Below are 22,399 nucleotides of genomic sequence, written 5' to 3' on the forward strand. Positions count from 1 at the left end.
AGGGGGAGAGACGATGGCCACGGACATCCGGATTGGGGCGGCGGCGGGCGAGTACATGGAATCGGTCGTGGTGGTCGAATGGCGCGTGCAGCCGGGCGATGCCGTCCGGCAGGGCGACGTTGTCGCTGTGGTCGAGACCGCGAAGGCCGCGACGGAGGTGGAGGCCCCCTGTGATGGCGTCGTGGACCGGTTGTTCGCGCAGCCGGGAGACGAGGTGGATGTCAAGGCCGCGCTGGGCCGGATCGGATCCGGGGAGGCGATGGACGGGGAGGCGATGGACGGGGGCGAGTCCGATCGAGGTCCAGATTCGTCGGTCCGGGCGATCGACCCGGCGGGGGACGGAACGCCGGCCGGGGACCCGCCGCCTTCCCGGCCTTGGGCGACCGACCGGATCATCGCCAGCCCAGTGGCACGGCGCATCGCCGGCAATGTGGGGGTGGACCTCGCGCGGATCACGGGGACGGGACGCGGCGGGCGCATCAAGCGGCGCGATGTCGAGGCCGCCATACGTGCGGTGGAAGGCGCGTCCCCGCGGGCAGACCGTTTCGTCGGGATGGATGAGGGCCGGCCGCTGGCCGTGTACAGGAGCGGTCCAGACGTTGGGGCGCCGGTGGTCCTTCTGCATGGCTTCGGCGCGGACGCGATGATGTGGCATGCCATCGAGCAGACCCTGGCCGCGCGTCACCCCGTTGTTCGCCTGGACCTGCCGTGCCATGGGCGCTCCCCGCGCATTCGGATCCAGGGGTTTCGGGATCTGGTCCGGCATATCAGCGACGCTTTGCGGTCGGCCGTTCCGGGTCCGGTTCATCTGGTGGGGCATTCGCTGGGCGGTGCCATCGGCCTCGCACTGGCCGAGGCCTGCCCGGAGCGGGTGCGCTCGCTGACCCTGATTGCGCCGGCCGGCCTGGGTCCGGATATCGACGGAACCGTACTCGACGGGCTGTGCCATGCCAGCCGCGTCGAAAGCCTGGCGCCCTGGTTGCGGCGCATGGTGGTCGAGCCCAGCCTGATCACCGACGCCTATGTGCGCGCCGCGATGGCGTCGCGGGCGGACCCGGCCCTGCGCGCGGCTCAGACGGCGCTGGCCGATGCCCTCTTTCCCGACGGAACACAGTCGTTCACTGTGGTGCGCGCGCTGCGGTCGGTCGTGGCGCCGACTCGTATTCTGTGGGGCCGGGCCGACGACGTCATCCCCTGGCATCATGGGTTGGCGGCGTCGGGCGATGCCGCGCTGCACCTGATTCCGGCGGTGGGACATCTGCCGCCGCTTGAAGCTCCGGACCTCGTGACCCGTCTGATCGAGGCCCAGATCACGCTGACGGAGGGAGTCTCGATGTCCACGATGACGACCGATTCAACGCACGGGCCGCAGTGGGAGGCGACCGTTGGGTAACCTAGCAGGCCAGCGCGTCCTGGTGACGGGTGCGCGTCAGGGGCTTGGGTTTGCGGTGGCCCGCCGATTTGCGGCGGACGGCGCGCGCCTCTGCCTGTTCGGTCGCCGTGGCATGGAGGAGGCGCGAGAGGCCCTCGGCGTGCCGGATGCCTTGGCCGAAACGGGCGATGTTCGCGAGCCGGCCGATCTGGACCGGGCGGTGGCCCGCATGCGCGAGGCGTTCGGTGGTGTGGACGGCGTTGTGGCCGCCGCCGGCATCACGCATGTCGCGCCCATGGAGCGCCTGACCCCGGCGCAATTCCGCGAGGTGATGGACATCAACGTGACCGGCGCGTGGCTGACCGTGCGGTCCGCTCTGCCGGCGATGCCGGAGGGCGGCGGCGGCTGGGCCGTTCTGCTCGGCTCGGTCTATGGCGAAGGGGGGGCCCCCGACCGAACGGCCTATTGCGCCTCAAAGGGTGCGGTTCATAACCTGACTCGCGCCCTCGCCATGGAGCTTGGGCCGCGCGGAATCCGGGTCAACACCGTGGCGCCGACGGGGGTCCGTACGCCCATGGTCGAGGAGCTGATCACCCGCGGCCTCTATAACCTCGCCGGGGCCGAGGGGCGGGCGGCGCTGGGCCGGCTTGCGACGCCGGAGGAGATTGCGGCCGCCTGCGCGTTTCTGGCGGGGGCCGAGGCCGCCATGATCTCCGGCGTCATCCTGCCCGTGGATGGTGGCTGGACGGCGAATGGCTATGTTCTGACGTGAGGGTCCGCATGAAGGCCGTTGAAACCCTCCTGTTTCAGTGCGACGGGACGGAACACCCGATCGCCCTGACCGACGCACACGCACCGCGCACGCTGGCGGCTCTGAAGGCCTGGATGCCGGCGGAGGTCACCATTCATTGCGCGAAGATCGCGGGGTGCCACATTTATTGGCCGACGCCGATCCTTGAATGCCTTGAAGAGGGGGCCGATATCCATACGCTTCCTCCGGGGGCGTTTCTGTACTATCCGGATCGGCAGTATCTGGAGATTACGTACGACGCGCTTCAGGCGGAGACGGCCGCGGTCAATTTTTTGGGTGTTTTCCAGGGTGACTTGGGCTGGCTGCGGCATTTCGCGGACGGCCAGCGCCGCAGTCATGGTCAGCGCGTGTTCACGGCGCGCCTCAGCCTGGCCGGCGCGGACGGGGCCGGGGATAGGCATGATACGGGGGCGGTCGAGGGTGCGCCGCGATCCGGAAGTCCGGCGCGCGTCCGTTTGGCGGAGGGTCGACGCGCGGCGTGGGCGCACCAGCCGCGCGAAGTGCATGACTTTGTCCTGCGCGACGGGCTGAACATTCCCTTCGGCCCCTTGATCACGGCCGAGGGGGAGTTTCGGCGGACTCAGGAGTTGATGTGGCGGCTGTGGGCCAATGTATCCGGGTACGACAACCGGACACGCGCGACGATCGCCTGCGAAACGCTGGAGCTGACCCTGGCGCGGGTCGTTGGCTACTGCCATCTGACACAGGCGGGGGCCATCCTGGAAGCCGGGCGGGATGCCCTGCGCGAAGACGATGCCGACGTGACCGCCATTCTCGGCGATCTGACGGTGTACTGTGGACGCATGTCGGCTTGGCTGGATGCCCACGTCCCATGGTGGGAGGCCAACGAAGTCATGCGCCGAAACCAGGGACGCCCTTTGGCAGGACCCTGACCCGGTTCCCTCAACGCATGTGGTGTGGCACACTTCCGCTTCGGTTGAATCCTGGCGCCGATGCAAATGGAGCCGACGCCCAACATCGCGATATAAGGCGTAGGGTAGAACACTCTTCAACCTCTGGGAGGATACGGGTCTTGGATAATGCCCTGAAACAGCTCGGTCCGATGGAGAGGACCGGCACGCTGGCCGAGCGGGCACGGGAACAGTTGCGGGCCACGATCATGGCCGGTGGGTTCGAACCGGGGGCCAAGTTGACTATACGCTCCGTCGCGCGGTCGCTTGACATCAGCCTCACTCCGGCGCGGGAAGCGCTGTACAGCCTGGTCTCTGAGGGCGCTCTCGATATGGGGATGAACGGCACGGTGTTCGTGCCCGTCCTGACCGAGGAGCGCGTTCGGGAACTCCTGACCATCCGGCTGGCACTGGAAGGCACCGCCGCGCGCGAGGCCGCGCCCCGTATGACGCTGGGGCAGATCGCGGCGGCCCGGGCGGCCAACGATCAGTTGCTTGAAGCCAACCAGGAGCGCGACTACCGCAGGGTCATGCAATTGAACTGGCAGTTCCATTTCGAGATCTACCGGGCCACCGGCATGCCGATGTTGACCCGCCTGATCGAGACCTGCTGGCTCAAGACCGGCTCCTATCTCAACCTGCTGTATCCGGCTTATGGGCAGACGGATCGGGGGATTCACATCCATGGTGAGATGATCGAAGCCGTCGAGGTGCGGGACGCGGATCGCCTGTCACATGTGTTGCAGGAGGATATCACGGCGTCTGGAGAGGCGCTGATCGAGGTCATCCGCAATCTGCAAAAGGACGCCGACATGGCCGTCGCGCCGATGCCCCGGTCATAAAAGGGGCCGACCGGATGAGAGCAAATCCCGCGCGATGTGGAACCGAACGCGGCGACGATTTGCTTCAATATCAAAGGCATAGAGCCTTTTTCCGGATCCCGATGCTCGGCAAAATGCTTTCGAACTGGGAACATGGAAGGGTGCACGATGAGGGGTTGGTTTAAGACGACGGTGGTCGCGACGACCGTCCTGGCGGGGACGCTTGGCACGGGCCTGTCGGCGGGCACGGCGAATGCCGCCGAGTACGAGTTGAGGATGGCGATCATCGCGTCGGAAAACAGCGTCTATTACGAGGACATGGCCAAGCCGTTCGTCGACCTCGTGGCGCAGCTCACCGACGGTCGGGTGGAGATCGAGATCCTGCCGGCGGGCACGGTCGGCAGCGTGCTGAAACTGCATGACGCCGTCTCCGACGGCTTGATCGACATGGCCCAGACGACCCCCGTGTTCCTGGGGACGTCGGACCTTGTCAACGCCATGGTTGCCTCGTTTCCGACCGGCCTGGGCGTGGACAGCTACCTGCCGTGGCTCTATCAGGGCGGCGGCCTGGAGCTGTGGCAGGAGCATCGGCGGGAGAAGATGGGCATGCACGCGCTGGTCAGCGCCCTCGGCCCGTCCGAGTTCTTTGCCCATGCCAACAGGCCGATTCGCACCGCCGCTGATCTCGATGGCACGAAGTTCCGCACGCTGGGGAACTGGGCGGCCATCCTGGAGGAAAACTACAACGTGTCACCGACTGTGGTGGCCGGGTCTGAAATCTACGGCATGCTGGAAAAGGGCGGCATTGATCTGGCGGAGTATTCGATCCCGTCGGAAAACCAGAAGATCGGCTTCCATGAGGTCGCCAAGTACATCATCTATCCGGGTATTCAGGCCCCCACGTGGGCGTTCGAGACGGTGATGCTCAACGAGACCTGGGAGAGCCTGCCGAAGGATATTCAGGAGAAGATGGCTTTGGCCGCCGAGCTGAACACCCATCGCAGTCTTCAGACCATGATCGTGCGCGATCTGAAGACGATGGAGGAGTTGCAGGCGGGCGGGAACGAGTTCATCCGGCTGGATGACGCCTTCATGGCGGACGCGCAGGAGAAATCCCGTGCTTGGGCGATGAAGTTGGCCGAAGAGGCCGAGGCCAAGGGCGACGACCTGCCGATGCGTCTGGTAACCTCCGTGTTCGAATTCCAGGACAACTGGCGCCGCAATGGCAAGTACCTGGTGATGGATACGCGCGAGTAGGTTTCCCCTCGTATTAACGCCGCGCGGGACTCGTGACGATGTCCGCGCGGCGCCGTGTTTTTGGTCCCGCCATCCGTGCCGGGAGGCTGTTGTCGTGTCCCGAATCTGGTCTGTTCTGCGCCTGATGGATCGCGTCGGGTCGGTGACCGCCGCCGTGGCCATCGGGCTTCTGGCTGTCATGATCGCCTGTACTCTGTACGAGATCGTGTCCCGTCACTTTTTCAACGCGCCCACGATCTGGTCGAACGATGTCAGCACGATGTTGAACGGCAGTGTGTTCCTGTTGGGTGCGGCCTATACGCTGCGGCGCGACGGCCATGTGCGGATCGATTTCCTTATCGGCGCCGTGCCGGCGCGGCTGCGGCATCTGATCCAGGCGGTCTTCTTCCTCGTCCTGTTCCTCCCCGCTCTCGGGTACGGCACCTATTTCGCCGTCACCAAGGCGTGGCGCGCGTGGGAGCGGGGTACGCTGGAAACGGCAAGCGCCTGGGAGCCCTTGATCTGGCCCTTTCTGACCGGCATCGCCATCGGCCTGGTGGGATTGCTGATCCAGGTCGTGGCGGAATCGGTGCGCCACCTGCTGGCCGTGGGGGGCCATTCGGACCCCGCGCCTTCATCCGACGGCTGACGGAGGCCACCCCCCGTGGAGAACGAGACCCTCGCCATCCTGATGTTTCCGAGCGTCATTGTGCTGCTGCTTCTGGGCGCGCCGGTGTCGTTCGCCCTCATCGCGGTCGGCTTCGCCTTCGGGTGGACGCTGTATGACTTCCGGGTCGGCATCCAGCTTTTCAACATCATCCAGACGTCGGGGTCGCAGTTCCTGCTGACGGCCGTGCCGCCCTTCATTCTGATGGGCTGCGTCCTGGAACGCGCCGGCATTGCGGAGCGCCTGTTCCGTGTCCTGCAAATCTGGGTGGGACGGTTCCCGAACGGGCTTGCCCTGACGACGATGGTGATGGCGACCATGATCGCGGCCACCACCGGAATCGTCGGCGCGGTCGAGGTCATGATCGGCCTGATGGCCGTACCCGCCATGCAGCGCATGGGCTATCGCAACGATCTCATCGCCGGCACGGTTTGCGCGGGCGGGTCGCTGGGCACGATGATCCCGCCGTCACTGGTTTTGATTGTGTACGCATCCGTTGCGAATCAGTCCGTCGGCAAGCTGTTTGCCGCCGCCATTCTGCCCGGTGTCGTGATGGTCGGGCTGTTCCTGCTGTACATCGCGGTGCGGGGCATCCTGGCGCCGCCGTCCGTGCCGTACCGCGACACCGAAGGGCAGGGGATGTCGTTCGGGCGAAAAGTGCGGCTGACGGTGATCGGCCTGTTGCCGCCGACCCTGCTGATCGTGGCGGTGCTGGGGACGATTCTGGCCGGCATTGCAACGCCGACCGAGGCGGCCGCCGTCGGTGCGCTGGGGGCGCTTCTGCTGGCGGCGGTGCACCGGACGCTGGATGGACCCATGCTGCGCGATGCCTTTCTGACGACCCTGCGTCTGACCAGCATGATCCTGATGATCGTGGTGGGCGGGTCAATGTTCAGTTCGATCTTCCGCAGCCTCGGCGGCAATGACGTGGTGCGCGGCGTGATCGAGGTGATCCAGGTGGATTCCTTCGGTCTAGTGCTGCTTTTGCTGGGGATCGTGTTCGTGGCCGGGTTCATCCTGGAATGGGTCTCGGTGCTGCTGATCTGCCTGCCGATCTTCGTGCCGCTGCTGGATCTGTATGGCGTCGATCCGATCTGGTTCGCGATGCTGACGTTCGTGATGCTGCAAACGTCCTACCTGACGCCGCCGATGGCGCCTTCGATCTTCTACTTCAAGGGCATCGCGCCTTCCGACATGAGCACGCGTCAGATGTACCAGGGCGTTCTGCCGTTCATCCTGTGCCAGATCCTGGTGATGATCCTTCTGCTGGCCGTACCGTCGCTGGCGACGTGGCTGCCCACAGTGCTGGTGACGGGATTCTGAGGCAGAGTTACTTGTCGGTCCGTGGCGAGTCGCCCGTCGCGCCGGGTGTGCCCCGGTTCGGCGAGTCGCGCCTGTGTGGCGCTGCCAGGAAGACGAGACGGCCGGAATACGAGAAGAAGGACCGGAACCATGACGACGGATTTGCCGAATGTCGAGCGGCGGCGCATCCAAGGCGAGGTCATCAAGCCGATCTACGACGAACTCGTGGCTGAGATCGGGCCGGAGCGTGCCCGCGCGCTGCTGGCGCGGGCGATCACCCGCTCGGCCGAGGCGGAGGCACAGCGTGCCGCGCAGGCCACCCCACCGGGCGCTGACCCAATGGGGGCGTTCACCGCGATCTTCGATCGGACCTACCGGGATCGCGGCATCGAAAGCGGCCTGGAGGCGACGGTGCGCGATGAGGGGCCGGACCGCCTGGATTTCGATGTCACCCGGTGCCGGTTTGTGGAGATGTACGCGGAACTGGGACTTGGGGCGGTCGCGGACGTGCTGTCGTGCAACCGAGACGGTACGTTTGCGCAGGCGTACGACGGGCGACTCGCTCTGGATCGGGCGCAGACCATCGCGGGCGGTGCGTCCTGTTGCACATTCCGCTACCGGTTGCGGTCCTCGTCAGGGGACGGCACGACGGAGCGGTAGGCGTGCCACGTGGCATGGCCGATCAGGGGCAGCGTGATCGTCAGGCCGACCAGAAGGGTCGCCAGCCCCGCCTCCGTGAACACCACGATCAGACCGGCCCACAAGGCCATCGGCTTGGCGTTGCGCAGCACGGCAATGATGCTGGTGAATACGGCCCCCACCGCATCGATGGGCCGATCCATCATCATGGGCATGGATACCGCCGCCGCCATGAAGGCGACACCGGCGAACACCGCGCCCACGCCCGACCCCACGGCCAGGAACACCAGCCCTTCCGGCGACAGGGTCTGGTTCAGCATGCTGCCCCAGGACATGTTGACGTAGGGAAAGAAGATCGCGAACACGAGCGCCGCGAATCGCAGCCAGATCATCATGAAGAACAGCAGCGCGATGCCGAAGGACAGCATGTGCACGGGATTCGCGCGCCACGCCGTCAGGGCGCGCCACAGGGTCGGGCGCTCGCCCCATTCCAGGCGGCGGCTGATGTCGTAGAAGCCCATCGCCAGCGCGGGCGCGACCAGCAGGAACCCGGCGATGGTGGAGGTGATGAGGTAGTCGAGCCCGGTTAGGGCGAGGCCGGCGCTGATGGCGAACCCCAGGCCGGTGAACATGGCGCCCAACCCCAGGCTGACCGGCCACGCGGCCATCAGGTCACGCCAGCCGGCTTGGAGCCAGAGCCAGGGGTCGTCCATGGTCAGGACGTTGACACGCTCCGCCAGCGGGGTCGGCGGCGCGGCCGAGCCGGTAGCGGGTATCGATTCGGTGTCCGGAGCCATTGTGCGTCCCTCCCCGTCGTCCGGACCGGCGCGTTGGAACGTCGGCGCGCGGTCCGGTGCTTTTGTTCCTATCATGGAACAGAGGGCGGGGGACGCAAAGCCCTGTCGCACGGTGGGCGTGCCGGAGCCGGGCGGCCTCAGGCGAAGCGGATCACCGTCGCCAAGTCTGGACGCAGGACCATCAGCAGGCCGAGAACCGCGACCCCGATGCCGGCGAACACGACCCAGACGCCGGTTTGCGTCCGGCGGGAGATGGGGCTGAAGCCCTTGGACCGCACCCACCCGACGACGCCCGCAGCGATCGGGACCAGGAATGGAAACCCGACCAACGCGAACGGCACCACGGTCAGGATCCACAGCAGCAGAAGGCCGAGATTGCCGAGCCGGAGGCGAACCTTCGGCACACCGTCGATGATGTCCGTCAGGAACGAGGCAAATAGGCCGACGATGACGGCGGCAATGCCGAACACGACGACCCCGGCGATGCGCAGTTCGGGAACACCGCCCCCCCGTGGCATGCCGAACGTGCCCGTGTACAGCTCCAGCGCGCGCGCCTGAATCGGAGTCTCTTGCGTGAGCAGAAGGGCGGCGACCAGCGCGCCCAGCGTCCAGCCGAGCACCGTCAGAAGCACCGGGGCCGGGCGCGGCCCCGCCAGATAGCGTTCGTCGTCCGTCGGTTCGTGCAGCGCCACCGGTCCCTCCCGTCCCTTAAGCTGGCCATCCCAGAAATCGAGGGGATATTCGTTCGGGCCGGGGGGAGAAGGCAAGAGCCGTGACGCTCGGATCGGTGGCTAACGTGGGTCCGATCGGATGGATGAGCTTTCCGTATAGCGGAACGATTGACCGGGTGCAAAGTGGGAAACGGTGGCTATGTGATACGCGATGGGCTACGGTCCGGGGACTTCGGGACGGGTTCTCCTTCCCGTCGGGGTGGTTTGCATGTCCGAGAGGGGGCGCCCATCCGCAGTGCCGCGGCATGTTGCCGAGCCCCGACCCGGTTCCAATATTCCGGCGGTGGCGTGCGCCGGCCGGGCGTGCGCCATATTGCCATTCGTTGATCGATCGAGGGTTCCAATCCATGAAACTCGCCGTACCAAAGGAACGCCGGAGCGACGAGGCTCGCGTGGCGATCTCACCCGAGGTCGCCAAGAAGCTGGTCGGTCTTGGCGTCGAGGTCGTGGTGGAGACGGGCGCCGGCCTCGGCGCGGACGTCACCGACGACATGCTTAAGGATGTGGGCGTCACCATCGCCCCCGATGCCAAAACGGCCCTGGGCGATGCCGACCTCGTTTGGAAGATCCAGCGGCCGATGACGGCCGACGAGGGCACGGACGAGATCGCTCTGATGAAACGCGGCGCGACCCTGATGTGTCATCTCAACGCCTTGACGCAGAAATCGATGGTCGACGCCCTGACGTCGGCCGGCGTGTCGGCGTTCGCCATGGAACTGATGCCGCGCATCAGCCGCGCGCAGTCCATGGACATCCTGTCGTCGCAGGCCAACCTGGGCGGCTACAAGGCGGTGATCGAGGCGGCCAACGCCTTCTCCCGCGCCTTCCCGATGATGATGACGGCGGCCGGAACGGTTCCGCCGGCGCGGGTGCTGGTGTTCGGCGCGGGCGTTGCCGGCCTTCAGGCCGTCGCGACCGCGAAGCGTATGGGTGCCGCCGTGCAGGCGACCGACGTGCGGCCGGCGACGCGCGAACAGGTGGAAAGCCTGGGCGGCAAGTTCGTCACTGTCGATGCCGAGATGGAAAAGCAGGCGGAGACGTCCGGCGGCTACGCCAAAGAAATGCCGCCGGAATACTTTGAAAAACAGAAGCAGGTCATATCCGAGGTTCTGAAGAAGACGGATATCGTCATCACGACCGCCCTGATCCCCGGCCGTCCGGCTCCCAAGCTGGTGACCGCCGAACAGGTCCGGTCGATGAAGAAGGGCTCGGTGATCGTCGACATGGCCGTCGAGGCCGGCGGCAACTGCGAACTGTCCGAGGCCGGCAAGATGGTCGAGGTCGATGGCGTCAAGATCATCGGCTACCCCAACCTGCCGACGCGGGTCGCCGCCGACGCCAGCCCGCTGTTCGCGAAGAACCTGCTGAACTTCTTCACGCCCATGTTCGACAAGGAGGCCAAGGCCCTGAAGTTGAACTGGGAGGACGAAACCATCAAGGGCACCTGCGTCTGCCATGACGGCAAGGTGGTCCATCCGGCCCTCGTCGGCGGTTCGAACTAGGAGGGGGACCCAATGGCAACGCAAACCACCGATACCATCGCGTCGCAGGCCGGCGCCCTGGCCGAACAGGCCGGGCAGCTGGCGCAGAGTGCGCAGGCCCTGGCCGAACAGGCCGCAAGCTCGGCCATGGGGACCGCTGCGGCGGCCGGGGCCGGTCATGGCGGCGAATTCTGGTGGCTCTTCACCGTGTTCGTCCTGGCCTGCTTCATCGGCTTCTACGTGGTCTGGAGCGTCACCCCGGCGCTGCACTCCCCGCTGATGGGTGTGACCAACGCGATTTCGTCCGTCATCATCGTCGGCGCCCTGATCGCCGCCGGACCGGCCGAGTTCACCGGCGCGAGTTGGCTGGGCCTGGGTGCCGTGCTTCTGGCGTCGATCAACATCTTCGGCGGCTTTATCGTCACCGAACGCATGCTCGCCATGTTCAAGAAGAAAAAGAGCTAGGGAGGGCGAGTCATGGGATTCGGAATGACAATGCTGGCGTATTTGATCGCCGCCGTCTGCTTCATCCTGGCGCTTCGGGGGCTGTCGTCTCCGACCAGCGCGCGGCAGGGCAACCTGTTCGGCATGGTCGGTATGACTATCGCCGTGCTGACCACGCTGATCTCGCCCCACGTCGTCAATTACTTCCCGATGGCGATCGCGGTGGCCATCGGCGGTGGCATCGGCGCCGTGGTGGCGCGCAAGGTGAAGATGACTGCGCTGCCGCAGCTTGTGGCCGCTTTTCACTCGCTGGTCGGCATGGCGGCCGTGCTGGTGGCCTGGGCCGCGCTGCTGACGCCGGAGAACTACGAGATCGGCTCGGTCGGGACCATCCCGGTCAACAGCCTGATCGAGATGTCGTTGGGTCTGGCCATCGGTGCCATCACCTTCTCGGGCTCGTGCATCGCGTTCGCGAAGCTTCAGGGCCTGGTCTCCGGCTCGCCGGTGATCTTCAAGGGTCAGCATCCGCTCAACGCGGGCCTCGGCATCGCGCTGCTGGTGTTGATCGTGATCTTCTGCGTCACCGAGAGCCACACCGTCTTCCTGCTGCTGACAGTCCTGGCCTTCGCGCTCGGCTTCCTGCTCATCATCCCCATCGGCGGCGCCGACATGCCGGTGGTGATCTCGATGCTGAACAGCTACTCGGGCTGGGCGGCGGCCGGCATCGGCTTCACCCTGGGCAACCCGCTGCTGATCGTGGCCGGTGCGCTGGTGGGCTCCTCCGGTGCGATCCTGTCCTACATCATGTGTAAGGGCATGAACCGCTCGATCTTCAACGTGATCCTGGGTGGCTTCGGCGGCGACAGCGCGGCCGCGGCGGCCGGTGGCAGCGGCGACAAGGCCGTGAAGCCGGGCAGCGCCGACGACGCCAGCTTCATCATGTCCAACGCCTCCAAGGTCATCATCGTGCCGGGGTACGGCATGGCCGTCGCCCAGGCGCAGCACGCCCTGCGTGAAATGGCGGACAAGCTGAAGGCCGAGGGCATCGAGGTGAAGTACGCCATCCACCCGGTGGCGGGCCGTATGCCGGGGCACATGAACGTGCTGCTGGCCGAGGCCAACGTGCCCTATGACGAGGTGTTCGAGCTGGAGGACATCAACAGCGAGTTCTCCACCGCCGACGTCGCCTATGTCATCGGTGCGAACGACGTCACCAACCCGTCGGCCAAGACGGACCCGTCGAGCCCGATCTACGGTATGCCGATCCTGGACGTGGAAAACGCCAAGACCGTGCTGTTCGTGAAGCGCTCCATGGCGTCCGGGTACGCCGGCGTCGACAACCCGTTGTTCTTCAAGGACAACACCATGATGCTCTTCGGGGACGCGAAAAAGATGACCGAAGAGATCGTGCAGGCGCTGGAATAGGGCGGCGCGGTCGCACCGGATCCGTGTGGGTGGGCCTATCGGTCCCGCCCACACGGTCCGCGCGTCGGACCACGAAAAAGGGGGCGGCTTCCGTGCGGAGGCCGCCCCCGTTCCGTCTGCGATCCGGTGAGGTCCGGGATCACACGACCGATTCAACCCACTCCAGGAGCTTGCTCTTGGGCAGGGCGCCGATCTTGGTGGCGGCCACCTGACCGTCCTTGAAAACCATCAGCGTCGGAATGCCCCGCACGCCGTATTTGTTCGGCGTGTTTGGATTCTCGTCGATGTTGATCTTGGCGACGGTGACCTTGTCGCTCATGGTCTGATCCAGCTCTTCCAGCGCGGGAGCGATCTGGCGGCAGGGACCGCACCATTCGGCCCAGAAGTCCACCAGCACGGGGGACGTGGACTTCAGGACATCTTCCTCGAACGAGGAATCGGACACATGTTTCATGGGGAAGCCGTCCTTTATACATGTCGGCCCGGAACAGGCCGGGGTAAGCCACCGGCGGTCCGGTCATCGTGGGCCAAATCTAGGTCCGGGATGTGAAGGGCGTCAAGAAAAGGCGTTGCGCACACACCCGACGTGAGCGGCCCTAGTCAGGGCCGGGCCGGGATCTGTAAGCTCCGGGATACGTTCCCACCAACACAGGGCGAAGGCCCGGGGGCCGCCATGCGCAAACGAATTCTTGTCTTCGGAGACTCCAATGCCTGGGGTTTCGTCCCGGCGGTCGAACGCCGGCCGCTGGAGCGGTATCCCGAGGGCGTTCCGTGGGTTGACGCTTTGTCGGCACGCCTGGGCAACGGCGTGGCGGTGCAGGTCGATGCCGTGCCAGCTCGGACGACCGACCAGGACGATGCCGTCTCGGCCGAGATCTTCACGCCGTTGCGGGCCCATGACTTCAACGGCCTCACCCATCTGCCGGCGGCGCTGGTCAAGGCCACGCCGGCCGATCTGGTGATCCTGGCCCTGGGCACCAACGACCTGAAGGCGCGCTTCGATCGCTCGGCCGAGGCTATCGCCCGGTCGGTGATCGGTCTGGCGGATATGGTGCGAACCGGGGGCGCGGCAAGCGCCTATCCGTCGCCCGCCGTGTTGATCCTGGCGCCGGCGCCCATCGGGTCGTTGGCGCCCTGGACGGCGGAGAGTTTCAGTGGACGCGAGGGTGTCGGGCAGGCGCTTGGGCCCGCCGTTGCGGCGGCGGCCGAGGTGGCCGGCGTGCCGGTGGTGGAGGCGGGCGTGGTGATCGGCCGGACCCATGGCTGCGACGGGATTCACTTCACCGAGGCGGACCATGCCGCACTGGCCCAAGCGCTCGGCGTGCGGGTCGAGGCTCTGCTGCGCGGCACGCGGTCATAGGACGGACGGTGTTGCCGGCCCGTCCGGCAAGGCTTAGGGTCCCGGATAGACTTCGCCCGCACACAATCAGGGGAGATGGGTCGTCGTGCGCTATGTGAGCACCCGGGGGGCTGCCCCCGTTCTTGGGTTCGACGAGGTGGTTCTGGCCGGTTTGGCGGCCGACGGGGGCTTGTATGTGCCGGAGGAATGGCCCTCTCTGAGCGAGCGGGAGTGGCGCAGCTTGCGCGGTCTGTCCCATGCGGAGCTGGCCCTGCGGGTCATGCTGCCGTTCGTCGGCGCAGCGCTGACCGAGGAGGAACTGGCCGATCTGGTGGATGCGGCCTACGCGCGCTTCGACCATCCGGCCGTGGCCCCGTTGCGCCAGATCGGCCCGCACGACTGGATGATGGAGCTGTTCCACGGGCCGACGCTGGCGTTCAAGGACCACGCCATGCAGGTCCTGGGGCCGCTGTTCGATCTGCTGCTGACGCGCGCTGGGCGGCGGGTGACCATCGTGGGGGCCACGTCGGGCGACACCGGTTCCGCCGCCATCGAGGCCTGCCGGGATCGCGACGCCATCGACGTGTTCATCCTGCATCCGAAGGACCGCGTGTCCGAGGTGCAACGCCGCCAGATGACGACGGTTCAGTCCGCCAACGTGCACAACATTGCGGTCAACGGCACCTTTGACGACTGTCAGGCGCTGCTGAAGTCGCTGTTCGCCGACGCGACGTTTCGCGACGAGGTCGGCCTGTCGGCGGTCAACTCGATCAACTGGGCGCGTATCATGGCCCAGGTGGTCTATTACGCCTGGGCCGGCGTGGCGCTGGGCGCGCCGGACCGGTCGCTGGGCTTCAGCGTGCCGACGGGCAATTTCGGCAACGTCTTCGCTGGCTACGTGGCGCGCCAAATGGGGCTGCCGATCGACCGGCTGGTCGTGGGATCCAACCGCAACGACATTCTGAGCCGGTTCCTGGAAACCGGGACCATGCAACAGGAAACGGTCATTCCGACCCTGAGCCCAAGCATGGATATCCAGGTCTCCAGCAACTTCGAACGGCTGCTGTTCGAAATGCACGGCCGCGATTCCATCGAAGTGCGCGCTGCCATGGAGAGCTTTCGCCAGAGCGGGTCGTACAGCGTGCCGGACGATCTGCACCAGGAACTGCTGGGTCTGTTCCGGGGCCATCGCCTGACCGACGAGGAGACGTCGGAGGCCATGCGCATTATTCTGGAGACGACGGGCGAGCTGGTCGACCCGCATACGGCTATCGGCATCGTCGCGGGGCAGGTGGCCGGCCGGCGGGACGAGGGTGGGGTGACGGTTTCGCTGGCCACCGCGCATCCGGCCAAGTTCCCGGACGCCGTGGAGAAGGCCACCGGCATTCGGCCGCCGCTGCCGTCACGTCTGGCGGATCTGTACCAGCGTTCCGAGCGCCTGGTGGAGGCGCCGAACGACACCCGCGTTCTGCAACAGATCGTGCGGGACGGCATCCGCCGCTGAGCTCGCCCAGGGGCCGGTCCGGTGCGGGGCGGCCCTGTGTTTCCGGGCCTCAGGCTTGGGCGTGCTGGCGATCTGTTTGGCAGGTCTGGAGGAACAGCGTGAAGTCGGCCGCCGCCAAGGGGCGGCTGACGAAATAGCCCTGAAACAGGCCGCAGTCGCTCGCCAACAGGAAATCGAGCTGTTCCTGAGATTCGACGCCCTCCGCCACCACGTTGAACCCGAGGTTCCGGGCCAACGTAACGATGGTGGTGACGATGGCGGCGTCCTTCGTGTCGTGGCTGACGTCCCGCACAAAGGTCTGATCGATCTTCAACGTATCGATCGGGAACGTCTTCAGGTAGTTCAGCGACGAGTACCCGGTGCCGAAGTCGTCGATCGATAGGGTTACCCCCAGCGCCTTGAGCGCGTTCAGGGTGGCGACCGCCCGCTCGACGTCGCCGGTCATGACGCTTTCAGTGATCTCCAGGTCGAGGCAGCCGGCGGGCACGCCGGTGCGGTCCAGAACCTCGCGCACACTTTCCAACAACGACGAATCCGTGAACTGCCGCATGGAGACGTTGACGGAGATACTGGGCGGGGCGATGCCCTGGGCCCGCCAGCGCATGTACTGCTCGCAGGCCGTCGCGAGGGTCCAGCGTCCGATGGGAATGATGAGGCCCGAGTCCTCGGCCAGCGGCACGAACTCACCCGGACCCACGAGGCCGCGCCGGGGATGGCGCCAGCGGATCAGCGCCTCGACGCCCACCACATGGTGTCGGCTGCCCGCGACTTTCGGCTGGTAGTGCAGCTCCAGCTCGTTGCGGTTCAACGCATGGCGCAGGTCGTTCTCCAGGTTCATCATTTCGATGGACCGTTGCGCCATGTCCTCGGAGTACGCCACGAAGCGGCGATCACCCATATGCTTGGCGTGGTACATCGCGATGTCGGCGTTGCGCAGCAGCTCCTCGACGGTGTCCGCCTGGTCCGGGAAATAGGTAACGCCGATCGACGGCAGGCAGAACAGCTCGGCGTCGAGGATGAGGAAGGCCTCGGACAGCACCTCGATGATCTTTTCGGCGACCTGATCGCCGATATCGCCGCTTGCGACGTCGGTCAGCGCGACGATGAACTCGTCGCCGGCCAAGCGCCCCACGGTGTCCGACATGCGCACGACCTGCCGAAGGCGCCGCGCTACGAGCTTGAGGATTTCGTCCCCCGCCGCGTGGCCGTACAGGTCGTTGATGTTCTTGAACCGGTCCAGGTCGAGGAACAGCACGCAGACCCGCGTGCCGTCGCGCCGTGCCTTCAGGATGGCCTGCTCCAGCCGGTCCATGATGAGGTACCGGTTCGGCAGGTGGGTCAACATGTCGTAGTTGGCCTGGAAGCGGATATGCTCCTCATCGCGCTTGCGTTTTGTGATGTCCGTGCAGGCCGACACGTAATGCGTGAGGTCGCCCTTGCGGTCCCGCACGGCCGAAACGGACATCTCCATGGGGAAGGGGGGGGCGTTGCGCCGCTGGCCCCAAACCTCACCGACCCAGTGCCCGCTGCGTTCCACCTCCTCAAGAATGGCCGCCTCGAAATCGGGTTCATGCAACTCGGGCGTGGTCAGGCGGGCCGGGCGACTGAGAAGGTCGGCGGCGTCATACCCCGTCATGCGCTGGTAGGCCTCGTTGGCACCCCAGATCAGGCAATCCCGGTCGATAATGACGATGCCTTCGTGCACGCTGTTGACGACCTTGGCCATCAAATGCAGGTCGGCGTCGGCCTGTTTGCGCTCCGTGATGTTGGCCATCGTGCCTTCATAGGCCACGATCTCGCCGTTCTGGTCGCGGACGCAGCGGGCGTTTTCGGTCACCCAGATGACCGACCCGTCCTTGCGAAGGACCTGGGCTTCGAAGTGCTCGACGACGCCGTCCGTAACGATCATGTCGGTGAAGCGGTGCCGGACGTCGGGGTCCAGATAGGTCTGCTGCCCGATGTCATCGCGGGCGGCGATGAGATCCTCCGGGCGCTCGAAGCCCAGGATCCGCGCCATGGCCGGGTTCACGGTGATGTACTGCCCCGTCGGCGTGGTCTGATAGATGCCCTCAAGCGCATGTTCGAACAGGCCGCGATACCGGGCCTCGCTGTCGCGCAGGGCCTGCGCCATTTCGGTTTCGCGCGTTGCGTTGTTGAGCGCAACGAGGACCATTGGCGTTTCGGTGTCTTCGGGGCGGATGGGGGTTAGACGGACCATTTGCATGGTGACACTGACCGCCGTGTCGCGGTCGAGCCGGCGCAGCCGAAAGACGGAAGGCAGGCGCTCGGGCGCCTCATTCTCGCGGTCGGTCGGGTCGGGGCTGGTCTCCGGGACTGTCACGGCCGTCTGCAAGGCCTGAACGAGGGCCGCGCGGTCGTCCTCCAGGAACAGGGCGTCAAGGTGGCGTCCGACCAGATGGTCAGGTTTGCGGCGCGCGAGGCGGGCGAAGCCCCGATTGACACATAGAACCACCCCATCGCGGATGACGGCCAAGCCTGCGTCCATATGGTCCACAATGTCCCGGCAGGTCAGCCATGTCGGTAAACCAATGGGACAGGGCGCGGCCCCCGTTGTCTCGCCGATACACCGACAGTGCGTCATGGAACGGGACGAGCCGCCATCCGCAACGATGCCGGGTCTCTCCGTGAGCGTCACAACAGCCCTCCCCTGTCGTTTCGCCGCAGTGCGCGCGTGTCAGCCGCCGCGACACCACGTCCAGTCTCAAGCCCCTTGCATATCACCTGCATTTTTGTCGATTGAAGTGAAAAATTCAATTTAATCCTTTGCACTGGACGCTCCGCCCGCGAAGCGGGACACAATGATACCGGCCGACTTTTGATACTTCGTAAAAAACAGGTCTGATATTTGGCCCCAATCCACAGTCATACTAATTTTTAGGGCTATCATGTATTAAAAATGCCGGAAAAGTAGTGTGCGCGACACTGCCATGAGTGTGGGGCGTGGTCCTGAGAGGCGCGGAGCATTCCCGTGAACCAAAAGCCCGAGGCTCCCGAAAACGGAAACGCGGAGCCTCCGATTGGAGAGCCCCGCGTTCCGGTCGGATGCTGGGTCGTCGGCGTTCCCCCGTCCGTTATCCGGGGGGCTGGCGTTAGCGGGCCAGGCCGATCTCCTTCAGCGCATCCTCGATCTCCGGCAGGATATCTGGATCGTCGATGGTCGCCGGCATCTTGAAGTCCTCGTGATCGGCGATCTTCTGCATGGTGCCGCGCAGAATCTTGCCCGAGCGCGTCTTGGGCAGGCGGCCGACGATCAGAGCCTTCTTGAAGGCGGCGACCGGACCGATGGTCTCGCGCACCATCTTGACGGCCTCAGCGACGATCGTGTCGGCGTCCCGCGTCACGCCGGCCTTCAGGACCATGAAGCCGAGCGGCATTTGGCCCTTCATGTCGTCGTGCACGCCGATGACCGCGCACTCCGCGACATCGGGGTGATTGGCGAGAACCTCTTCCATGGCGCCGGTCGACAGGCGATGTCCGGCGACGTTGATGATGTCGTCGGTCCGGGTCATGACGTAGACGTAGCCTTCCTCGTCCACGAAGCCGGCGTCCCCGGTCTTATAGTAGCCCGGGTACTCGTCCATGTAGGCCTGACGGAACCGGTCGTCGGCGTTCCACAGGGTGGTCAGGGTGCCGGGGGGCAGGGGCAGCTTGCACACCAGGGCGCCGATCTGGCCGGGGGCGACGGGTTCCTTGTCCTCGCCGAGGACCTGGACGTTCCAGCCGGGGACCGCCTTGGTGGGCGAGCCGAGCTTGACCGGGAACTCCTGGAGTCCCATGCAGTTGGCCGCGATGGCCCAGCCGGTTTCCGTCTGCCACCAGTGATCGATGACCGGCACCTTGAGCTGGTTCTGCGCCCAGGTGATGGTGTTGGGATCCGCGCGTTCGCCGGCCAGATAGAGCGTCCGGAAGTGGCTGAGGTCGTACTTCTTCAGGAACTCGCCGGTCGGGTCTTCCTTCTTGATGGCGCGGAAGGCCGTCGGCGCCGTGAACAGCATCGGAATCTTGTATTCGCTGATGACGCGCCAGAACGTGCCGGCATCCGGCGTGCCAACGGGCTTGCCCTCGAACACGACGGTGGTGCAGCCGTGCAGCAGCGGGCCGTAGCAGATGTAGGAGTGGCCCACGACCCAGCCCACGTCGGAGGCGGCCCAATACACCTCGCCGGGCTCGACGTTGTAGATGGCCTTCATGGTCCACTTCAGCGCCACGGCATGGCCGCCATTGTCACGCACGACGCCCTTCGGCTGCCCGGTGGTGCCGGACGTATACAGGATGTAGAGTGGATCGGTCGCCAGGACGGGCACGCAGTCGTGCGGCCGCGCGGTCGACACCGCTTCTTGCCAGTCCACGTCTCGGCCCGGAATCAACTCGGCAATCGCCTGCTCCCGCTGAAGAATAACGCAGCGGTCGGGCTTGTGCGCCGCGAGCCGGATCGCCTCATCCAGCAGCGGCTTGTAGGCGATCACGCGGTTCGGCTCCAGACCGCAGGACGCGGCGACCACGACCTTCGGCTTGGCGTCGTTGATGCGCGTGGCCAACTCGTTGGCGGCGAACCCGCCGAACACCACCGAATGCACGGCGCCCAGGCGGGCGCAGGCCAGCATGGCGACCAGGGCCTCCGCCACCATCGGCATATAAATGATGACGCGGTCGCCCTTGGTCACACCCTGATCGGCGAGCACGCCCGCGAACGACGCGGTGAGCTGCTTCAGTTCGGCGTAGGTGATGGTGCGCTTGGTGCCCGTGATCGGGCTGTCGTGGATGATGGCGGCCCGCTCGCCATGGCCCGCCTCGACATGACGGTCGACGGCGTTATAGCAGGTGTTCAACTCACCGCCCACGAACCAGCGGTAGAACGGGGGGGTGGAGTCGTCGAGGACCTTGTCCCACCGCTTGACCCAATGGATGTCTTCGGCAGCCTTGCCCCAGAAGGCTGCCGGGTCCTCGAGGGACAAGCTGTGGGCTTCTTGATACGGGTCAGCCATGGCGCGCGCTCCGCTGGGTGTGTCCAGGTAGATCGGGTGGCCCGTCCGGCGAAAACCCCGGGGCAGGCCGCTTCAATCGGTCGCCCGGATGGCATCGCCAGCCGGGAGGGACAGCAAAATTGCGCACCATGACGGTAAAAGCAACAATGAATGCGCGGGCCCTCGCGTTCGCGACAGACCCGTTCGACGGCGGAGGCGATTCAGGACACGTCTGGGTTCGCCGCCAGGGAGCGCGCGTCCAGGTCGTACACATCGCGGCGGAACTGTATCGTTCCATCCTCCGCGACCCACGCGGTCAGGTAGATGATCGACACGGGAACCGCATGCGCGAGCCGCAGGGTCCGGGTTTCGCCGCTTTGGATGCGGGCCGCCAGAGTCTCCCGCGTCCAGGTGTCCGGTTCATTCAAAATGAAGACGGCCAGATCCAGCGGATCGCGCACCCGCACGCATCCGCTGCTGAAGGTGCGCAGGGACCGCCCGAACAGCCCGTGGCTGGGCGTGCTGTGCAGGTAGACATCATGCTGGTTCGGAAACAGGAATTTGATACGACCGAGTGCGTTGCCGCCGCCGGGAGCTTGCCGCAGACGCATCGCCCGGATGTTGACGTTCGGCGCGTCCCAATCAACCGTCAGGGGGTCAATCTCGGCGGCCGCGCTGGTCCAGCCGTCGAAGAGCTGGAATCCATTCGCGGCCAGATATCCCGGGTCATCGCGCAGCTTGGGCAGGATATCCTTCTCGGCGATGCTCGTGGGTACCGTCCAGGTTGGGTTGAGCACAAGCTGGTTGATCGCGCTGCTTAACCGTGGGGTCGGGCGGTCCCGCATGCCGACGATGACGTCGGTCTGAAAGACCGTGACGCCGTTGTCCCGGCCGTCCAGGGTGGCGCCGGCGATATTGACCTCGACCGAACGCCCATCCGGGGCCGGCGGCATATCGCGCAGCCGACGGAGGTTCAGCGCCATCTGTTGAACGCGCCGTTCGACTGGCATGGCCAGGGCGGTGCGGGTGCGCGGGCCGATCGTGCCGTCGACCGCCAGCCCGTGCCGCGCCTGAAACCGCCGCACGGCCACTTCAAGGCTCGGATCGAGAGTTGATGCATCCGCCGTCAGCATCGGCGGAACGGGCGGCGGTAGATCGTTGGTGGCCCGCAACCGGGCGCGGATGGCGCGGATCTCGGGATCCTGGCCGCCCGGTTCGATCTTGGGGCCGTCCGGACTCACGGCCGGCCATCCCCCGGCGTCGACCAGGGCTTGATACTGAAGCAGACCGCGCCGGAGACGGGCGAAGCGATCGTTTTCCGCCACGATATGGAACAGGCGTCCGGGCGCGGCGTCGGTCACGTCCTCCACCGCGATTTCGGCCATGGCCCCGGTTACGCCACCGAGCAGGGGCGATGCCCAGGGCGGACGACGCGCAGTGGCTCTGTCTATATAGTCCGCGAGCGCACCGGATAGAGCGATGTCGTGTTCGACAATGGCGTCGGGCGACAGCGGTCCGTCGTGTGGCGGTGTGGGCGCGGGGGGGACGGTCAGGCCGTAAATCTCATCGGCCCAGGCGGTGCTCAAGACCTCGCGCACCACGTGTCCCCGCGCCGTAGGGCCGGACGCATCGGTCCAGGCCGGGGCAAAGGCCCGCGCCTGATAGAACGCCGCAGCATAGGCGGCGCTTGGGCTTTCGAATCCCGAAGGCGCGGACAGGTGGCGTTGCAGCGTGTCGGCCAGGGCCTCAGTCCGGGCCGGACTCGTGGGGCTAGGCGCGAGACCGGACTGGAGGCTCGCCAGCAGGATCGGTCCCAGGTCGTCCGGCCCATTAGACGGGGGGGCGGTCACACAGCCGGCCAGGAGGGCCGAAGCCAGCGCGGCCGACCCGGCGGCCACGGCACCGGCTCGCCAACGCGATGCAGCGCCGAAGAA

The 22,399-nt window shown here is 66.0% G+C and carries 19 protein-coding genes; 13 read left to right on the plus strand and 6 right to left on the minus strand.

What is annotated here, in order from left to right; all coding sequences use genetic code 11:
• The first annotated feature begins 13 nt into the window (after positions 1 to 13).
• The 8 genes from GGD82_RS01050 to GGD82_RS01085 all read left to right on the plus strand — a co-directional run bounded on the left by GGD82_RS01050 (position 14) and on the right by GGD82_RS01085 (position 7,780).
• Positions 14 to 1,393, plus strand: coding sequence for an acetoin dehydrogenase dihydrolipoyllysine-residue acetyltransferase subunit (locus GGD82_RS01050; RefSeq protein ID WP_150060610.1), 1,380 nt, complete (start codon positions 14 to 16; stop codon positions 1,391 to 1,393).
• Positions 1,386 to 2,144 carry an SDR family NAD(P)-dependent oxidoreductase gene (locus GGD82_RS01055; RefSeq protein WP_170284110.1) on the plus strand — a complete coding sequence of 253 codons (759 nt, stop codon included), beginning with the start codon at positions 1,386 to 1,388 and terminating at the stop codon, positions 2,142 to 2,144. The genes GGD82_RS01050 and GGD82_RS01055 overlap by 8 nt, the downstream gene beginning before the upstream one ends.
• 8 nt (positions 2,145 to 2,152) lie before the next feature.
• Entirely contained in the window at positions 2,153 to 3,076 is a 924-nt protein-coding gene (locus GGD82_RS01060) for a hypothetical protein (protein WP_150060608.1), read from the plus strand.
• Positions 3,077 to 3,216: 140 nt separating this feature from the next.
• A complete protein-coding gene (locus GGD82_RS01065; protein WP_170284109.1) occupies positions 3,217 to 3,936 on the plus strand; it encodes a GntR family transcriptional regulator in 720 nt (239 codons plus the stop codon).
• 147 nt (positions 3,937 to 4,083) lie between these two features.
• A complete protein-coding gene (dctP, locus tag GGD82_RS01070) occupies positions 4,084 to 5,172 on the plus strand; it encodes a TRAP transporter substrate-binding protein DctP (RefSeq protein WP_170284108.1) in 1,089 nt (362 codons plus the stop codon).
• 94 nt (positions 5,173 to 5,266) lie between these two features.
• Positions 5,267 to 5,800: a TRAP transporter small permease subunit gene (locus tag GGD82_RS01075; protein WP_150060605.1), complete on the plus strand. Its 534-nt coding sequence runs from the start codon at positions 5,267 to 5,269 to the stop codon at positions 5,798 to 5,800.
• 15 nt (positions 5,801 to 5,815) lie between these two features.
• Positions 5,816 to 7,141, plus strand: a complete 1,326-nt coding sequence (locus GGD82_RS01080) for a TRAP transporter large permease (protein WP_246163669.1) — start codon at positions 5,816 to 5,818, stop codon at positions 7,139 to 7,141.
• 129 nt (positions 7,142 to 7,270) lie between these two features.
• A complete protein-coding gene (locus tag GGD82_RS01085) occupies positions 7,271 to 7,780 on the plus strand; it encodes an L-2-amino-thiazoline-4-carboxylic acid hydrolase (protein ID WP_150060604.1) in 510 nt (169 codons plus the stop codon).
• On the opposite strand, the gene GGD82_RS01090 is transcribed toward GGD82_RS01085, so the two are convergent.
• A complete protein-coding gene (locus tag GGD82_RS01090; RefSeq protein ID WP_170284107.1) occupies positions 7,735 to 8,556 on the minus strand; it encodes a DUF2189 domain-containing protein in 822 nt (273 codons plus the stop codon). The two genes, GGD82_RS01085 and GGD82_RS01090, sit on opposite strands and share 46 nt — an antisense overlap.
• A gap of 137 nt (positions 8,557 to 8,693) precedes the next feature.
• The gene (locus GGD82_RS01095) at positions 8,694 to 9,248 is read right to left on the minus strand and encodes a hypothetical protein (RefSeq protein WP_150060602.1); all 555 of its coding nucleotides are present in this window, start codon (positions 9,246 to 9,248) and stop codon (positions 8,694 to 8,696) included.
• 386 nt (positions 9,249 to 9,634) lie between these two features.
• Between GGD82_RS01095 and GGD82_RS01100 the strand changes: the two genes are divergently transcribed.
• Genes GGD82_RS01100 through GGD82_RS01110 form a run of 3 tightly spaced genes read left to right on the plus strand, consistent with a single transcriptional unit; the run spans position 9,635 to position 12,637 of the window.
• Positions 9,635 to 10,789, plus strand: a complete 1,155-nt coding sequence (locus tag GGD82_RS01100; protein ID WP_150060601.1) for a Re/Si-specific NAD(P)(+) transhydrogenase subunit alpha — start codon at positions 9,635 to 9,637, stop codon at positions 10,787 to 10,789.
• A gap of 12 nt (positions 10,790 to 10,801) precedes the next feature.
• Positions 10,802 to 11,233, plus strand: a complete 432-nt coding sequence (locus tag GGD82_RS01105; protein ID WP_150060600.1) for an NAD(P) transhydrogenase subunit alpha part 2 — start codon at positions 10,802 to 10,804, stop codon at positions 11,231 to 11,233.
• A 12-nt stretch (positions 11,234 to 11,245) separates the two neighbouring features.
• Positions 11,246 to 12,637, plus strand: a complete 1,392-nt coding sequence (locus GGD82_RS01110) for an NAD(P)(+) transhydrogenase (Re/Si-specific) subunit beta (RefSeq protein WP_150060599.1) — start codon at positions 11,246 to 11,248, stop codon at positions 12,635 to 12,637.
• 139 nt (positions 12,638 to 12,776) lie between these two features.
• On the opposite strand, the gene trxA is transcribed toward GGD82_RS01110, so the two are convergent.
• Positions 12,777 to 13,091 (minus strand): thioredoxin TrxA, encoded by a 315-nt coding sequence (trxA, locus tag GGD82_RS01115; protein WP_150060598.1) that lies wholly within the window; start codon positions 13,089 to 13,091, stop codon positions 12,777 to 12,779.
• Positions 13,092 to 13,310: 219 nt separating this feature from the next.
• On the opposite strand from trxA, the gene GGD82_RS01120 reads away from it, so the two are divergent.
• Positions 13,311 to 13,997, plus strand: a complete 687-nt coding sequence (locus tag GGD82_RS01120; RefSeq protein WP_150060597.1) for a GDSL-type esterase/lipase family protein — start codon at positions 13,311 to 13,313, stop codon at positions 13,995 to 13,997.
• 85 nt (positions 13,998 to 14,082) lie between these two features.
• Positions 14,083 to 15,480, plus strand: a complete 1,398-nt coding sequence (gene thrC / locus GGD82_RS01125) for a threonine synthase (RefSeq protein ID WP_150060596.1) — start codon at positions 14,083 to 14,085, stop codon at positions 15,478 to 15,480.
• Positions 15,481 to 15,529: 49 nt separating this feature from the next.
• Here thrC and GGD82_RS01130 read toward each other — a convergent pair whose 3' ends face one another.
• The 3 genes from GGD82_RS01130 to GGD82_RS01140 all read right to left on the minus strand — a co-directional run bounded on the left by GGD82_RS01130 (position 15,530) and on the right by GGD82_RS01140 (position 22,363).
• Positions 15,530 to 17,986 (minus strand): sensor domain-containing protein, encoded by a 2,457-nt coding sequence (locus GGD82_RS01130; RefSeq protein WP_170284106.1) that lies wholly within the window; start codon positions 17,984 to 17,986, stop codon positions 15,530 to 15,532.
• 604 nt (positions 17,987 to 18,590) lie between these two features.
• Positions 18,591 to 20,486: a propionyl-CoA synthetase gene (locus tag GGD82_RS01135; protein ID WP_150060594.1), complete on the minus strand. Its 1,896-nt coding sequence runs from the start codon at positions 20,484 to 20,486 to the stop codon at positions 18,591 to 18,593.
• Between the two features lie 200 nt (positions 20,487 to 20,686).
• Positions 20,687 to 22,363, minus strand: coding sequence for a L,D-transpeptidase family protein (locus tag GGD82_RS01140; protein ID WP_170284105.1), 1,677 nt, complete (start codon positions 22,361 to 22,363; stop codon positions 20,687 to 20,689).
• Between the last annotated feature and the right edge of the window lie 36 nt (positions 22,364 to 22,399).

The organism is Roseospira marina, from assembly GCF_014197855.1.
Classification (GTDB): Bacteria; Pseudomonadota; Alphaproteobacteria; order Rhodospirillales; family Rhodospirillaceae; genus Rhodospira; species Rhodospira marina.

Excerpts from the sequence above, each read along its gene's own strand:
- GGD82_RS01130 (WP_170284106.1), bottom strand. The coding sequence starts at position 17,986 with ATGGACGCAGGCTTGGCCGTCATCCGCGATGGGGTGGTTCTATGTGTC.
- GGD82_RS01085 (WP_150060604.1), top strand. The coding sequence starts at position 7,271 with ATGACGACGGATTTGCCGAATGTCGAGCGGCGGCGCATCCAAGGCGAG.
- GGD82_RS01060 (WP_150060608.1), top strand. The coding sequence starts at position 2,153 with ATGAAGGCCGTTGAAACCCTCCTGTTTCAGTGCGACGGGACGGAACAC.
- GGD82_RS01135 (WP_150060594.1), bottom strand. The coding sequence starts at position 20,486 with ATGGCTGACCCGTATCAAGAAGCCCACAGCTTGTCCCTCGAGGACCCG.
- GGD82_RS01100 (WP_150060601.1), top strand. The coding sequence starts at position 9,635 with ATGAAACTCGCCGTACCAAAGGAACGCCGGAGCGACGAGGCTCGCGTG.
- GGD82_RS01120 (WP_150060597.1), top strand. The coding sequence starts at position 13,311 with ATGCGCAAACGAATTCTTGTCTTCGGAGACTCCAATGCCTGGGGTTTC.
- GGD82_RS01050 (WP_150060610.1), top strand. The coding sequence starts at position 14 with ATGGCCACGGACATCCGGATTGGGGCGGCGGCGGGCGAGTACATGGAA.
- GGD82_RS01105 (WP_150060600.1), top strand. The coding sequence starts at position 10,802 with ATGGCAACGCAAACCACCGATACCATCGCGTCGCAGGCCGGCGCCCTG.
- dctP (WP_170284108.1), top strand. The coding sequence starts at position 4,084 with ATGAGGGGTTGGTTTAAGACGACGGTGGTCGCGACGACCGTCCTGGCG.
- GGD82_RS01110 (WP_150060599.1), top strand. The coding sequence starts at position 11,246 with ATGGGATTCGGAATGACAATGCTGGCGTATTTGATCGCCGCCGTCTGC.
- trxA (WP_150060598.1), bottom strand. The coding sequence starts at position 13,091 with ATGAAACATGTGTCCGATTCCTCGTTCGAGGAAGATGTCCTGAAGTCC.
- GGD82_RS01090 (WP_170284107.1), bottom strand. The coding sequence starts at position 8,556 with ATGGCTCCGGACACCGAATCGATACCCGCTACCGGCTCGGCCGCGCCG.